Below are 14995 nucleotides of genomic sequence, written 5' to 3'. Positions count from 1 at the left end.
TCTGATGCTGATGTACTTTCAGATACTGATGTGCTTTCTGATTGTGACGTGCTTGTTGATGTCGACGTACTCTTAGCTTGTGACTCGCTTGTTGATGCTGATTCGCTCGCTTTTGCTAACGATTCAGATGTTGAACCACTTACTGATGTTGACTCGCTTTCAGATACTGATGTGCTTGTCGATGCTGATGCACTCTTAGCTTGTGACTCGCTTGTTGATGCAGACTCACTTGCTTTTGCCAACGATTCTGATGTTGAGCCACTTACTGATGTTGACTCGCTTCCAGATACTGATGTGCTTGTCGATGCTGATTCACTCTTTGCTTGTGATTCGCTTGTCGACACTGATTCACTTGCTGCTGTCGACGCTGACTCACTCGCTGATGTCGATGCTGCTGTCGACGCTGATTCACTCTTAGCTTGTGATTCGCTTGTTGACACTGACTCACTTGCTGATGTCGATGCCACTGTTGACACTGACTCACTTGCTGCTGTCGATGCTGCTGTTGACGCCGAGTCACTTGCTGATGTCGATGCTGCTGTCGACGCTGACTCACTTGCTGCTGTTGATGCTGCTGTCGACACTGATTCACTTGCTGATGTCGATGCCGCTGTCGACGCTGATTCACTTGCTGATGTTGATGCCGCTGTTGACGCCGATTCACTTGCTGCTGTTGATGCTGCTGTTGACGCCGATTCACTTGCTGATGTCGATGCTACTGTCGACGCTGATTCACTCTTTGCTTGTGATTCGCTTGTTGACATTGACTCACTTGCTGATGTCGATGCTGCTGTTGACGCAGATTCACTCGCTGATGTCGATGCTGCTGTCGACGCTGATTCACTTGCTGATGTCGATGCCACTGTCGACGCTGACTCACTTGCTGATGTCGATGCCACTGTCGACGCTGATTCACTCGCTGCTGTCGATGCTGCTGTCGATGCTGCTGTTGACGCAGATTCACTTGCTGATGTCGATGCTGCTGTCGACGCTGACTCACTCGCTGCTGTCGATGCCGCTGTCGACGCCGATTCACTTGCTGATGTCGATGCTACTGTCGACGCTGATTCACTCTTAGCTTGTGATTCGCTTGTTGACACTGACTCACTTGCTGATGTCGATGCCACTGTTGACGCTGATTCACTTGCTGATGTTGATGCTGCTGTCGACGCCGATTCACTTGCTGCTGTCGATGCTGCTGTTGACGCCGAGTCACTTGCTGATGTTGATGCTGCTGTCGACACTGATTCACTTGCTGATGTTGATGCTGCTGTCGACACTGACTCACTTGCTGATGTCGATGCCGCTGTCGACGCCGATTCACTTGCTGATGTCGATGCCGCTGTCGACGCTGACTCACTCTTAGCTTGTGATTCGCTTGTTGACACTGACTCACTTGCTGATGTCGATGCCACTGTTGACACTGATTCACTCGCTGATGTCGATGCTGCTGTCGACGCTGATTCACTTGCTGATGTCGATGCTACTGTCGACACTGACTCACTTGCTGATGTCGATGCCACTGTCGACGCAGATTCACTCGCTGCTGTCGATGCTGCTGTTGACGCTGATTCACTCTTAGCTTGTGATTCGTTTGTTGACACTGACTCACTTGCTGCTGTTGATGCTGCTGTTGACGCAGATTCACTTGCTGCTGTTGATGCTGCTGTTGATGCTGCTGTCGACGCTGATTCACTCTTAGCTTGTGATTCGCTTGTTGACACTGACTCACTTGCTGCTGTTGATGCTGCTGTTGACACTGACTCACTTGCTGATGCCGATGCTACTGTCGACGCTGATTCACTCGCTGATGTCGATGCTGCTGTTGACGCTGATTCACTCGCTGCTGTCGATGCTACTGTCGACGCTGATTCACTCGCTGCTGTCGATGCTGCTGTTGACGCTGATTCACTTGCTGATGTCGATGCTGACTCACTCGCTGATGTCGATGCCGCTGTTGACGCCGATTCACTTGCTGATGTCGATGCCACTGTTGACGCTGATTCACTCGCTGCTGTCGATGCTGCTGTTGACGCTGATTCACTCGCTGATGTCGATGCTACTGTCGACGCTGATTCACTCTTAGCTTGTGATTCGCTTGTTGACACTGACTCACTTGCTGCTGTTGATGCTGATTCACTCGCTGATGTCGATGCTGCTGTCGACGCTGACTCACTTGTCGATACTGACGTACTAACAGATCCTGACGCTAAAAGACTTGTTGATGTTGACGTGCTCTCTGATGTTGATGTACTCATAGAGTCAGAAGTACTTGTCGACGCTGACTCACTTTCTAAGCTTTCTGAGTTCGATAACGATTCGCTTGTCGAAACCAATTCGCTCTCCTCTGTCGATACTGAGTTTGATTCCGATGTCGATGCCACTGTTGACATTGACTCACTATCTGCTATCGATTTTGATGTCGATGCCGCTGTCGATGCTGACTCGCTCGCTAAACGTTCCGAGTTTGACTTCGCTGTACTTGTCGATGCTGACTCGCTCGCTAAACGTTCCGAGTTTGACTTCGCTGTACTTGTCGATGCTGACTCGCTCGCTAATCGTTCTGAGTTCGATTTCGCTGTGCTTGTCGATGCTGACTCACTTGCTAAGCGTTCTGAGTTCGACTTCGCTGTACTTCTAGACGCTGACTCTCTTGCTATACGTTCTGAATTCGACTTCGCTGTACTTCTAGACGCTGACTCTCTTGCTATACGTTCGGAGTTCGATTTCGCTGTGCTTCTAGACGCTGACTCTCTTGCTATACGTTCTGAGTTTGACTTCGCTGTACTTCTCGACGCTGACTCGCTCGCTAATCGTTCGGAGTTCGACTTCGCTGTGCTTCTAGACGCTGACTCTCTTGCTATACGTTCTGAATTCGACTTCGCTGTACTTCTAGACGCTGACTCTCTTGCTATACGTTCGGAGTTCGATTTCGCTGTGCTTCTAGACGCTGACTCTCTTGCTATACGTTCTGAATTCGACTTCGCTGTACTTCTCGACGCTGACTCTCTTGCTATACGTTCGGAGTTCGACTTCGCTGTGCTTCTAGACGCTGACTCTCTTGCTATACGTTCTGAATTCGATTTCGCTGTACTTCTAGACGCTGACTCTCTTGCTATACGTTCTGAGTTTGACTTCGCTGTACTTCTAGACGCTGACTCTCTTGCTATACGTTCTGAATTCGACTTCGCTGTGCTTCTAGACGCTGACTCACTTGCTAAGCGTTCTGAATTCGATTTCGCTGTACTTCTCGATTCCGACTCTTTCTTCGCTACCGATGCTGATTTAGACGCTATAGTGCTTATCGATTCTGATACACTCTTCGCTATCGATGCTGATTTCGATGCTTCAGTAGATTGACTCTTCGCTATCGATTGAGATACCCTTTGAGATTCAGCCGCAGATTGACTCTCAATCAGACTCGTCGATTGTGCTTTTTTCAATGATGTCGATGCAACACGACTTTGCGAAATTGATTTTGCTTCTCTAGGGTGATACTTCTTAAATGGATCCGTATCTTTAATAACATCTGTAAAATAGTTTTTCCCTGTTCCACTACCAACAGCTTTATCATATGTACCATATGGTGTGAATTCATAACGTAAGTTACCATCTGGGTTTAAGATAGGTACTTCAATGACAGCCGTTAAACCATAACCATCCCTAAGATCCCCTGGGGCCATTTTACCCGTAGTCCAATGATAACCCTGTTTTGGATTCCCTTGTATTGGAAGTCTTTCAGGATGTGTATTAGGTTTAGTAACAAATTCGCTTTGATATCCTTGACCTGTTAAACCTTGTGTAACATGAGTTGGTTTTCCATAACCTGGTCCAAGCTTCAACATACTAGTGAAATTTTCAGTCGTATTCTTAAGTACAGTATTGTTATATCGTAAATGTTGATATGACTCAGTAGACGCTGTCGTTGGGTCATCATAAGATACCGTGTATTTGAAGATAGCGTTATGACCATCACTTTCCACTTGTAATTCATAATAGACGTATATATCACCGGCAATAACCGTACTATTACGCGGATCCTTACCCTTACCATGGTGTCTTATCTTTTCATGTTTCTGTGCAAGTGCAACTCTAAACGCAGTGTCTCCCATTTCTGTAGCTACCGGGTTGACTGGTGAAACAACTGAATTTAAGACTGGTAATTCAGATGTGGGTGCTACTGATAACGACTGTGATGACGATTCAGATACTGATTGGCGCTCTACTTGAGATGTGCTTGTAGATGATGCTGAATTTTGAATTTTCTGATTCATTGACGTAGAAGTTTTGCTATCACGGTGAGATGTACTTTCTTGTGAAGCAGATTTTGAACCTTCTATTGTTGAATGGTCATGTTGATCAGAATGAGAAAGCTGTTTATCAGCAGATGGCTTTTGATCAAGTTCTGTTGACTGCGATACGGATGTACTCACAGAGATAGATTCAGATGTTGATAATGATGTTGAGGCTGAAACACTTTCTACATCTTTCTGACTATTTTCACTTTCAGATGTGACCTCACTGCTACTTTCAGCAACACTTGAGCTACCACTTTCACTAGAGACCGAATTATCTATAGCAATAGATGTTTGGTCCCCGATTGTTTGACTCTTTGTTGCTAATTCAGAAGTCATAGGTGCATCTGATGCGGCGAACGCTTGTTGGTCATGCAACATGTTAACAGTAAACATACCCCCAGCGATGGCAGTGGTTTGCATCGCATGCTTTTTAACTTTTTCACCAAAGCGCGTTGTGACTTCGCCCTTTTCATTTTTTACAATATCTCGACTCAAAAAGGGTAAACCCAAGGCTTTTAAGAGTTGTACCTCTTTAATACCGGCTTTTACCCATTCCTTTCCAGATTTGTAAAGTTTCACTCTTGCTTTTTCTTGTCCTAAACTTTTTTTAAATTCCCTAAATTTTCTTGTCATTGCAAAACTCCCATTAAATAATTTCCATAAAACTAGAACTTGTCATCGCAGCCTATATAAGATAATAATACCTTTCATTTCATCGCGCAATAGAATATTAATCGTTATCTAATTTAGAATATAATCTAATTCTTGATTTGAAAATCTAGATATATATAAATACTTTTTATTTCTTTGTATGGAAATTTGTATTTGTAAATTTTAGGGAATCGTCTTTGAAAAAATATAGAAAAATAAAAGACTTCATTGATGTTTAACTTACGTAAGTTGTGTTTATATAGACTACGATTATATAAACGACGTCTAATAAAATATTAAATTTATACCATTAAAACGTACAATTGACTACTAAATTATTTAAAAAAACGCTTTCGTCATCATACTTAACCTTTGTCACGTGTTGGATGACATTAATTTTCACAACCTCACAAATCATACGGAACTTCTATTTTTTGTTAGGGCATATTGCGCATTTATATAGTAAAATTTTGAAATTACCTCAAATGAATAGAAAAAGCATTGATTCATACCTTTATTAGCCTTATTATTGAATTAACGATTCAAAAAAGATGGCTCAAACTTATGATGACTTTATACTTTAATGGATGTTTTATATGTGTGTGATTCGTTTTCGTTATGTATAAAAATGTATTATAATAAAGTATGGAGTCATTTTAAGGACTGTGACATCAATCATATTTACTCAGGAATATGATGTGTATTCCTTACTATACAAACAATGAAAGGTGATTATGTATGCCAACTCAATCAGATTCAAAAGACATCGTCATTATTGGTGCCGGTGTACTTAGTACGACATTCGCCTCAATGATTAAAGATTTAGAGCCGCATTGGAATCTTAAATTATATGAGCGTTTAGATCGTCCAGGTGTGGAAAGTTCAAACGAACGCCACAATGCCGGTACAGGTCACGCTGCACTTTGTGAATTGAACTACACTGTAAAACAACCAGACGGTTCAATTGACATCGAAAAAGCAAAAGAGATTAACGAAGAGTTTGAAATTTCTAAACAATTCTGGAGCTATCTTGTTAAAAGTAAAAACATTGATACACCAAGAGATTTCATCAACCCACTTCCTCACATTAGTTTTGTAAGAGGGAAAAATAACGTTCAATTCTTAAAAGATCGTTACAACAAAATGAAGGCATTCCCAATGTTCGACAATATCGAATACACTGAAGATATTGAAGTCATGAGAAAATGGATGCCACTGATGATGCAAGGTCGCAATGCTAGTGACATCATGGCTGCAAGTAAAATTGATGAAGGTACTGACGTTAACTTTGGTGAATTAACACGCAAAATGGCAAAAAGTATCGAAAATCATGACCATGCGGACGTACACTACAACCACGAAGTTAAAGACTTCAACCGTCGTTTAGATGGCAAATGGGAAGTAACGATTGTTAACCGCAATACTGGAGAAAAACAAGTTCAACTTGCTGACTACATCTTCATTGGTGCTGGTGGCGGTGCGATTCCTTTATTACAAAAAACAGGTATCCCTGAAAGTAAACACTTAGGTGGTTTCCCTATTACAGGTCAATTCTTAATGTGTACAAACCCAGATGTTATCGAAGAACATGGGGTGAAAGTTTACGGTAAAGAACCCCCTGGTACACCACCAATGACTGTACCGCATTTAGATACACGTTACATTAACGGTCAAAAAGCATTATTATTCGGACCTTTCGCAAGCATCGGCCCTAAATTCTTGAAAAATGGTTCAAACTTAGATTTATTCAAATCAGTTAAACCATACAACATCACAACTTTACTTGCTGCAGCTGCGAAAAACTTACCATTAATTAAATACTCAATCGATCAAATCTTAATGACAAAAGAAGGTTGTATGAACCACTTACGTACTTTCTACCCAGAAGCAAAAGATCAAGATTGGGAATTATACACAGCAGGTAAACGTGTTCAAGTCATTAAAGACACTAAAGAATACGGAAAAGGATTCATCCAATTTGGTACTGAAGTGGTGAACTCTGAAGACCATACTGTTATCGCTTTACTTGGCGAATCGCCAGGGGCTTCTACATCTGTTTCTGTCGCACTTGAAGTGTTAGAAAGAAACTTTGCTGACTACGAAGCTGAATGGAAACCTAAGTTACAAAAAATGATTCCATCTTATGGTAAATCATTAATTGAAGATGTTGACTTAATGAGAAAAACACGTCAACAAACTTCTAAAGACTTAGAATTAAACTATTACGAGTAAAGGAGTTGCCAATATGAAAAAATTAGTTATCGTTGCAACTGTACTCACTGCAGCATTTTACGCTTTAAAACGTTATCAACAACACGTGAATAAAGCACCAAATATTGAATACTAAAGCATGCAAAAAGCCCGACATTTCTATGACAGAGATGTTGGGCTTTTCTTATGTGCTATTCGTCCTCTTTACGTACTAAGTCTTCCACTAAGTCATGATAAAATTTTTGTAATTCTACACCTGGATGATGCCAATCAAGTGTGTCTCCACCAATGAAATCGACATGATCCCAACCATCCAAAATCGGTGTCACTTGCCAAACACCTTTCATAATATCTGAATCAAAGTTAATATACTGATACGCTTCATCTCCAGGGAATTGTGAGGAAATGACTGAAACGAGACCATCATTCACTCGCCACTCCGGATCAGCTGTCGCACCAATAAGGTCAGCAGTAATCCAATATAAGCCATACAAATATGCATCGGCTATTTGTGTATCGAATATCGTGCCATTTGTCGCTGCGCCAGTATACGACTTGTAATAAATGTCAGGATTCAAATCTACACGCGCATTCAATGTTCTTGCACCTTCACGTGTGAGGTCATAAAGTGCTGTATCTGTTGAAGTGAACAGTGGGCTTTGACTCGCGCGTTTTACATATTCACTGTACGTCTCGCCTTCTCTTTGTATTAAACCCCATTGTCTCAAACCATAATCAATTTCTTTGTTTGTACTACCGCGCATCATATTCATTTGGTATAAGAGACGTTTAACGAAGTCCGTATTACCTAAATCATCAGCAGCCACTGTGCCTCTAAGTGGTGTCGCAATCGTCGTAATCGAAGTAATCATGTCTTTGTGGTTACCCATAAACAAATCACTTAGCGTCCCACCATGTTTTTCATAGTCATCTCGCTCTTCTTGATCCCCATTTCTGATTAAATCTTCAAACAAACGAATCGTCATCCCCCCCATACTATGACCGACCAAGTGAATTTTTTGACCTGGTGCCCAATCTGGTAAAATCCCTTCATACGTTCTACCATAACGCGCGTGTCCATATTTTTTAGCATGTGCGGCTCCGTAGTCCACCACGCCACCTTTAATGTAAGCATAAAGTTCAGCAGCACGGTCCCAGTTACTACCATAAGCACTGACACTCGCTTCAAACACGTTGTAACCCGCATTGCGCAAGTCTTCAATCATTTTGTATTTCGATCCACCCCAGTAGTTCGAACTTTCAGGCGCATTGTCACCGGTAAAACCATTAAAACCATGCACAAAAATAATCGGGTCTGCATTTAAATAGTCGCCCTTAACGATAGATTTGACTTGTTCAGCAAGCGTCGGTGCAGCTTGCGCTTGAGTCTGTCCTTCCGATGTCGCTTGTCTTGCAGGCGGTGTCGTCACCTTTGACTTTGGCGCAACGATCTTTTTATCTTTGTCTGCTGATTTTGTTTGAGGCTTCTGCGCTGTTGCTTTATCTTTGCCTTGTCGATCGACTACCGAGTATTCTGGGTCTACTTCTGGTTTTTGCTTTTCATCATCTCGCTTCACGACTGAATATTCCGGGTCTATTTCTGGTTTTGGCTTTTCACCATCTCGCTTCACGACTGAATATTCCGGGTCTACTTCTGGTTTTGGCTTTTCATCATCTCGCTTCACGACTGAATATTCCGGGTCTACTTCTGGTTTTGGCTTTTCACCATCTCGCTTCACGACCGAGTATTCCGGGTCTATTTCTGGTTTTTGTTTTTCATCATCTCGGTTTACGACTGAATATTCCGGGTCTATTTCTGGTTTTTGTTTTTCATCATCTCGCTTCACGACTGAATATTCCGGATCTACTTCCTGCTGTGACTCTGGTTGCGATACGTTTGGTGTTGATTCAGTAGGACTATCTTCTAATTCTGTAGGTGAGGAGATTTGAGGAAATGTTTGATCATTGCTGGTTGTTTCCGATGCAGACGTATCGCTGTCGCCAGATGTGACGGGTTGACTTTTAAGTTGTACTTCCAACGAGGCTGAGTCGTTAGTAGTTGGTGTATCATTCGATTCTTGTGGCTTTTGAGTGATGTCTTGTTGTTGGACATCTACTACTTGTGCGTCATTCGATTGTGCATTTTCAGCTGCTTGTCCATCTTGCCCCGCGATGATAAACAACCCCGTGGCAATCATAACGGAAGAAACACCCATGGATCGTTTTCTAAGTGCAAAAGTGTTACGTTTATTGAATTTCTGCAATTTTATTCCCCCTTAAATTGGATTTACCATGTTATTAATATACCAAATGAACATATCAAAATATTCAACTTTTGCCTAACTGTATTATTCTTATGCTTAACTGTTAATTTATATTATGTTTTACATATTAGTTATATAAAACCCTTTCAATACGCCAAAAATGTTGTTAGTTTCTATATATTTAATAATTAGTTAATAGCAATTGGAAATGGCAAACTATAAAATATAAGAATAAATTGATTTGATTTAATTGGGAGGCACACCATGGCTTTTATTATTTTACTGATTTTCTTTATTATTCGTCTGTTTAGCCTTGCTATTTCTATCAAGCATTCGAAGCAACTTGTTCAACAAGGCGCGCAAGCTTACGGCGAAAAAAACTCGAAATGGCTAGCAATCACACATATTTTAATTTATGTCGGTGCAGCAATTGAGACGTTATTGAACCATGACACATGGCGTTTGATGAATACTGTAGGTCTGATTATCCTTATACTGGCTTACCTTGTTTTATTCCACGTTATTAAAACTTTAGGACCGATTTGGACATTGAAATTGTATATTTTGCCAGACCACCCTATCATTCGTTCAGGCTTATACCGCATTACGAAACATCCGAACTACTATTTGAATATTATTCCAGAATTAATCGGTGTTCTGTTGCTTACTCATGCGACATACACATCTATCTTATTGATTCCGTACGCTTACTTCTTGTTCGTTCGTATTCGCCAAGAAGAAAAGCTCATGTCACTATAATAATTAGCACATGTTGAAGGCTTTCATGCTCCATTTCGACATGTGTTTTTTATTTTTCAAGATATCTTTCTGAACTGGTGCCCACTTTGATCACACCGTATTCTTACCATTATATAGTGCATTTTTTATAAACAGGGTAAACACATCATACCATTTATTTTAATCAATCTTTTATTTTATTAGAATTTATTGGTTGTATTTAAATTTCAAGATTACTCCAGTTTCTCAAGCAAAACAACACTAAACACTCTGAAATACATTTCTATGTTGACTTGTTATAATAGGAAGAAAGTTAATCATCTATCTTGTTGAAACGAAGGAGGATTTTTTATGGCAAAAGTAACCATTATTGCAGGCGGTCAAAAAGTGGCATCACGTCTGACAGGTGTCATCCATTATGCAGAACGTTATCTCAATCAAGCGGGTATTGATACGGAAGTGATCCAAGTCCATCAACTCGACGCAAAAGCATTGATGACTGCTGACTTTACGAATGAATCTATTCATGCCACACATCAAGCTATTGAAGCATCAGATGGCATTATCATCGTATCTCCTGTATTTAAAGCCGCTTATTCAGGTATTTTAAAAACATATCTCGATTTACTACCTCGTAGCGCTTTCGCTGGCAAAACTGTATTGCCTTTAGCTGTCGGAGGTTCATTTGCGCACGTGTTGGCACTCCAATACAGTTTAGACCCTGTCATTAAAGAACTCGGTGCCGATACGATTCATAAAGGTCGCTTCATCTTAGACCAACACATCACATATAACGAAGACGGCACATATGCATTCGATCAAGAAGCTGACGACGCATTAAATAAAACATTGAAAAAATTTGTTAACGATAAATCACAAGTTACGGATTAATCCAAATTAAAAAGGAGACTCAACTTTGATGGTTGGGTCTTTTTTTATATCTAATTTAATGCTATCTACGGTTTTTCCGTAAATAAAAATCGGAAATTCGAAAAATATAGTATAATAGTGAAGGTAATAGCAGAATAATCTATTAATTAAAGTGAGGTGGTAGGGATGTATATACTGTACGCCAAAGTAGAAGGGATTAAGAATTTTGAAAATGATACGTTTGAAATAAACTATACAACCAATAAAAGAGTGAGTGCAGAAGAAGTCGGTGAAAATGTCACAAGGATTAAAAATTCTTTGTATAAATTAAATACGATTGCCATAACGGGTAAAAATGCTTCTGGAAAAACAACCGTATTAAATATTATTAAGGGAATACAAGACATTTATTTAAATAACGAAAGTTTAACGACTGACAATAGTTTAGTGAGATATCTCAAACCAACTGCAACCATTCACGTCAAAATTTTTGATGAAGCTTATATTTATTCAATTCAATCTCATGTGATTAACAGTAAAGATGACGTATATTTTGAAAATGAAATCATTAACCGATTAAAAGTAACAAGTAAGTTTAATAAGAAATTATATGATGATGAACGTAACTATGAAAGTTTCTTATCTAGAAAAAAACTGGATACTGATTATCTAAAAAAGGAAGATTCCATCTTTTCAGGGATATTAAATCAAAAAGAAGCGTTAAATAAATCGTATGACTTAATCATGCATACTAACTTCAATTTCCTATCATATTATAGCGAAAGTATGTCAGAGGATATGGTGAAATTATTGGATTCAGGTATTGAGGAATTTACAAGACAATCAGATATGAGTGAAAATGATAAAATGCCTAAGTTTAAAATTAAATTTAAAGGTAATCAAGAAACCATTCATTGCGATTTAACTTAATTCAGGCAGAAGTCTCCCATCCTCTATAGGTGGGTGATGAATGCCGTTCGGTATGAGGATTACCGTTGGTAACTCGAAAACCGACACGCAAGGCTCATCGCCTTTTTATTTTGTTCTATGTTATAATCAGTCTATATAAGAAGTGAGTTGATATAACATGAAATTAGATACTAATAATCATTCGGTGTTTCTTCTCTATTATCATCTTGTGTTGGTTACTAAATACCGTAGACATGTGATTGATGATAAAATTTCTGAATTTGCTAAAACAACTTTTGTACGAATTGCAGCGTCTTATCATATTACTCTAGTTGAGTGGAATCATGATAAAGACCATGTTCATATTATGTTCAAAGCACAACCAAAAACAGAATTGACAAAATTCATCAATGCCTATAAAAGTGCCAGTTCGCGTTTGATAAAACGCGACTTTCCAAAAGTAAGACAGTTTCTTTGGAAAGAAATGTTTTGGTCTAGAAGTTTTTGCCTTTTGACAACTGGTGGCGCACCAATTGACGTTATAAAAAAATATATTCAGAATCAAGGTTATAATCATAAATAGAGAGGTGCGTAGCTTATGGAACGACTCAAAGCATATAAATTTAGAATCTATCCAACTGAAGAACAAAAAATTTTCTTCGCTAAGTCTTTCGGTTGTGTCCGTAAGGTCTACAATCTAATGCTTGATGATCGAATGAAAGCTTATGAAGAAACTAAGAATGTTTCTTCTAAAAAAATGAAGTTCCCGACACCAGCTAAATATAAGAATGAATTTCCATTTTTGAAGGAAGTAGATAGCCTTGCCTTGGCTAATGCACAACTCAATTTAGACAAGGCATATAAGAATTTCTTTAGAGATAAATCTGTTGGATTTCCTCGGTTCAAAAGTAAGAAGAATCCCGTTCAAAGCTATACCACTAATAATCAAAATGGCACAATATCCTTGATTGATAATAAATTCATCAAAGTTCCTAAGTTGAAGTCATCAGTTAAAATAAAGCTTCATAGACAACCTAAAGGTATTATCAAATCAGCTACAATATCACGCCGTTCAAGCGGTAAATACTATGTTTCTTTATTGTGCAAAGAAGAAGTTGTCGAGTTTCCTAAAACTAATTCTGCAATTGGAATTGACCTTGGAATCACTCATTTTGCCATTTTTTCTGACGGTCAAAAGATTGATAATAATAAGTTCACTTCGAAAATGGCACAGAAACTAAAACGTGAACAACGTAAGTTGTCGAGACGTGCCCTGTTAGCCAAAAAGAAGGGTATCAATCTCTTTGAAGCCAAAAACTACCAGAAACAAAAACAGAAAGTTGCACGACTACATGAAAAGGTAATGAATCAACGCACTGACTTTCTAAACAAGTTGAGTACAGAGATTATCAAAAATCACGATATTATCTGTATTGAAGACTTAAACACAAAAGGTATGTTGCGAAATCATAAACTGGCTAAAAGCATTTCTGATGTGTCATGGTCTAGCTTTGTGATTAAGCTACAATACAAAGCTGACTGGTATGGACGTGAAATAGTCAAGATTGATAAATGGTTTCCATCAAGTCAAGTCTGTTCAGACTGCGGACATAATGATGGCAAGAAAAATCTCAAAATTCGAGAATGGTCTTGTCCTATTTGCCATGCTCACCATGACCGAGATATAAACGCGAGCATCAATATTTTGACCGAAGGGCTACGAATGCAAACATTAGCTTAGAAAAGACCGATAACCGTAGGGTCTACGGGGATAGCTTGGTCAATAAGAGAAACCTCTGTTAGTAAAGAAATACACTTACAAGTACGCTCTATTCCCAAGAAGCTCCCACTTCAAGCGTTAAGAACCTTTATGTTTTAGCTAAGTGGTGAGTAGTTCACTGGAATTAGAAAATGATTTATCTTCCGGAACAATCAGAACCTTAAACATATTGAGCAATATTATACACGACCTTTATACAGGAGGTTACCTTATTATTGATGAAATAGAAAACCATTTAAATAAAAGAATCATTCAACTCATTATCGAATTTTTCACTGGAGAATTAAATGTTAATGGCGCCACTCTGATATTTAGTACACATTACGTTGAAGTACTTGATACGATAGACCGCAGTGACGCTATATATGTAACTCAGAAAAAACCTAAGTCAGAAATAAACAGATTTTCTGATTTATTAGGTGATAAAGACCGAAACGATAAAAAGAAAAGTGATTTATTTTTAAGTGGTATTATCGACACTATGCCAACATACCAAAGTTATAGAGGCACAAAAAATATTATTGCTGCCTTGCTACAAAAAGGTGACACGCATGAAAAGAATTAACAACAATGATTTGGTTGCATGTATCGTTGAAGGAAAAACTGAAAAAATCCCCATATAAAAGCATAGAACCCAGACACCTCAAAGTCTCTTAAGTCCTATGCTTACATCTTAGAGCAACCTATTATGCTATTTTAAGTAGATATTGAGTAACTTTTTTAAATATGCTTCTTTGGAATAACCACGAGTAAAACGTTCAAACATATACATATCTGAAGAAAATGCATTTAATAGCATGTCTATTTTCAACTCAATATCTACAATTGCTGATTCTTTCTCCATCTCGTGCTGAATATGCTGATACAAATCATTATAAAAAGGTGCACCGCTAATAGCATTTATTTTTAAGCCATTCTTTTCAATAAAATTCAATAAGTTTAAGTTATTTTCTTTTAATGTGAGAAAAATTTCGAGTATCCCATGAATTCTGTCATATAACGACGCGTCCGCATGTTCTGACAAAAATGTACTGATATCTTCTAACATTTCATCAATTTGATTATCAATGACAGCTTGGCAAAGTATCGATTTGTTTGCGAAATGACGATACAGTGTGCCGACGCCGACTTCTGCACGTTTGGCGATTGTTGTCATCTTCATGGCTTCTACGTCATCATTTTCACGAATCATTTGAGCTACCGTCGTTAAAATCTTATCTTGATTGCGTCGTGCATCTAATCGCTTTGTCTTGTCTTGATTTGCCATAGATTAC

11 protein-coding genes and 1 pseudogene are annotated in these 14995 nt (G+C 39.1%); 9 read left to right on the top strand and 3 right to left on the bottom strand.

Going from position 1 to position 14995, the window contains the following annotated elements; genetic code table 11:
- Positions 1-30: 30 nt before the first annotated feature.
- Entirely contained in the window at positions 31-3360 is a 3330-nt protein-coding gene (locus GZH82_RS14410) for a hypothetical protein (protein WP_203232829.1), read from the top strand.
- Between the two features lie 1481 nt (positions 3361-4841).
- Here the strand turns inward: GZH82_RS14410 and GZH82_RS14555 are convergent.
- Positions 4842-4931: pseudogene (locus GZH82_RS14555) on the bottom strand (KxYKxGKxW signal peptide domain-containing protein); the annotation flags it as partial.
- A 756-nt stretch (positions 4932-5687) separates the two neighbouring features.
- On the opposite strand from GZH82_RS14555, the gene lqo reads away from it, so the two are divergent.
- Positions 5688-7181, top strand: coding sequence for an L-lactate dehydrogenase (quinone) (gene lqo, locus GZH82_RS01415; RefSeq protein WP_162680983.1), 1494 nt, complete (start codon positions 5688-5690; stop codon positions 7179-7181).
- A gap of 13 nt (positions 7182-7194) precedes the next feature.
- A complete protein-coding gene (locus GZH82_RS01410; RefSeq protein ID WP_162680982.1) occupies positions 7195-7296 on the top strand; it encodes an SE2200 family small protein in 102 nt (33 codons plus the stop codon).
- A 55-nt stretch (positions 7297-7351) separates the two neighbouring features.
- Here the strand turns inward: GZH82_RS01410 and lip are convergent, their stop codons facing one another.
- Positions 7352-9424 carry a YSIRK-targeted triacylglycerol lipase gene (gene lip / locus GZH82_RS01405; protein ID WP_162680981.1) on the bottom strand — a complete coding sequence of 691 codons (2073 nt, stop codon included), beginning with the start codon at positions 9422-9424 and terminating at the stop codon, positions 7352-7354.
- 264 nt (positions 9425-9688) lie between these two features.
- Between lip and GZH82_RS01400 the strand changes: the two genes are divergently transcribed.
- The 6 genes from GZH82_RS01400 to GZH82_RS01375 all read left to right on the top strand — a co-directional run bounded on the left by GZH82_RS01400 (position 9689) and on the right by GZH82_RS01375 (position 14286).
- Positions 9689-10183 (top strand): isoprenylcysteine carboxylmethyltransferase family protein, encoded by a 495-nt coding sequence (locus GZH82_RS01400; RefSeq protein ID WP_162680980.1) that lies wholly within the window; start codon positions 9689-9691, stop codon positions 10181-10183.
- A gap of 330 nt (positions 10184-10513) precedes the next feature.
- Positions 10514-11053, top strand: coding sequence for an NADPH-dependent FMN reductase (gene ssuE / locus GZH82_RS01395; protein WP_162680979.1), 540 nt, complete (start codon positions 10514-10516; stop codon positions 11051-11053).
- A gap of 165 nt (positions 11054-11218) precedes the next feature.
- On the top strand, positions 11219-11962 hold the full coding sequence (locus tag GZH82_RS01390) for a P-loop NTPase family protein (RefSeq protein WP_162680978.1): 744 nt from the start codon (positions 11219-11221) through the stop codon (positions 11960-11962).
- 157 nt (positions 11963-12119) lie between these two features.
- Positions 12120-12524: an IS200/IS605 family transposase gene (gene tnpA, locus GZH82_RS01385; protein ID WP_162680977.1), complete on the top strand. Its 405-nt coding sequence runs from the start codon at positions 12120-12122 to the stop codon at positions 12522-12524.
- A 15-nt stretch (positions 12525-12539) separates the two neighbouring features.
- On the top strand, positions 12540-13682 hold the full coding sequence (gene tnpB, locus GZH82_RS01380; RefSeq protein WP_162680811.1) for an IS200/IS605 family element RNA-guided endonuclease TnpB: 1143 nt from the start codon (positions 12540-12542) through the stop codon (positions 13680-13682).
- Positions 13683-13890: 208 nt separating this feature from the next.
- Positions 13891-14286 carry an AAA family ATPase gene (locus tag GZH82_RS01375; RefSeq protein ID WP_162680976.1) on the top strand — a complete coding sequence of 132 codons (396 nt, stop codon included), beginning with the start codon at positions 13891-13893 and terminating at the stop codon, positions 14284-14286.
- A gap of 126 nt (positions 14287-14412) precedes the next feature.
- Here the strand turns inward: GZH82_RS01375 and GZH82_RS01370 are convergent, their stop codons facing one another.
- Positions 14413-14988, bottom strand: a complete 576-nt coding sequence (locus tag GZH82_RS01370) for a TetR/AcrR family transcriptional regulator (RefSeq protein ID WP_162680975.1) — start codon at positions 14986-14988, stop codon at positions 14413-14415.
- Between the last annotated feature and the right edge of the window lie 7 nt (positions 14989-14995).

Origin of the sequence: Staphylococcus sp. MI 10-1553 (assembly GCF_010365305.1) — a bacterium.
Lineage (GTDB): Bacteria > Bacillota > Bacilli > Staphylococcales > Staphylococcaceae > Staphylococcus.
Note: the sequence above shows the minus strand (reverse complement) of the source record. Positions and strands in the feature narration are given on the sequence as shown.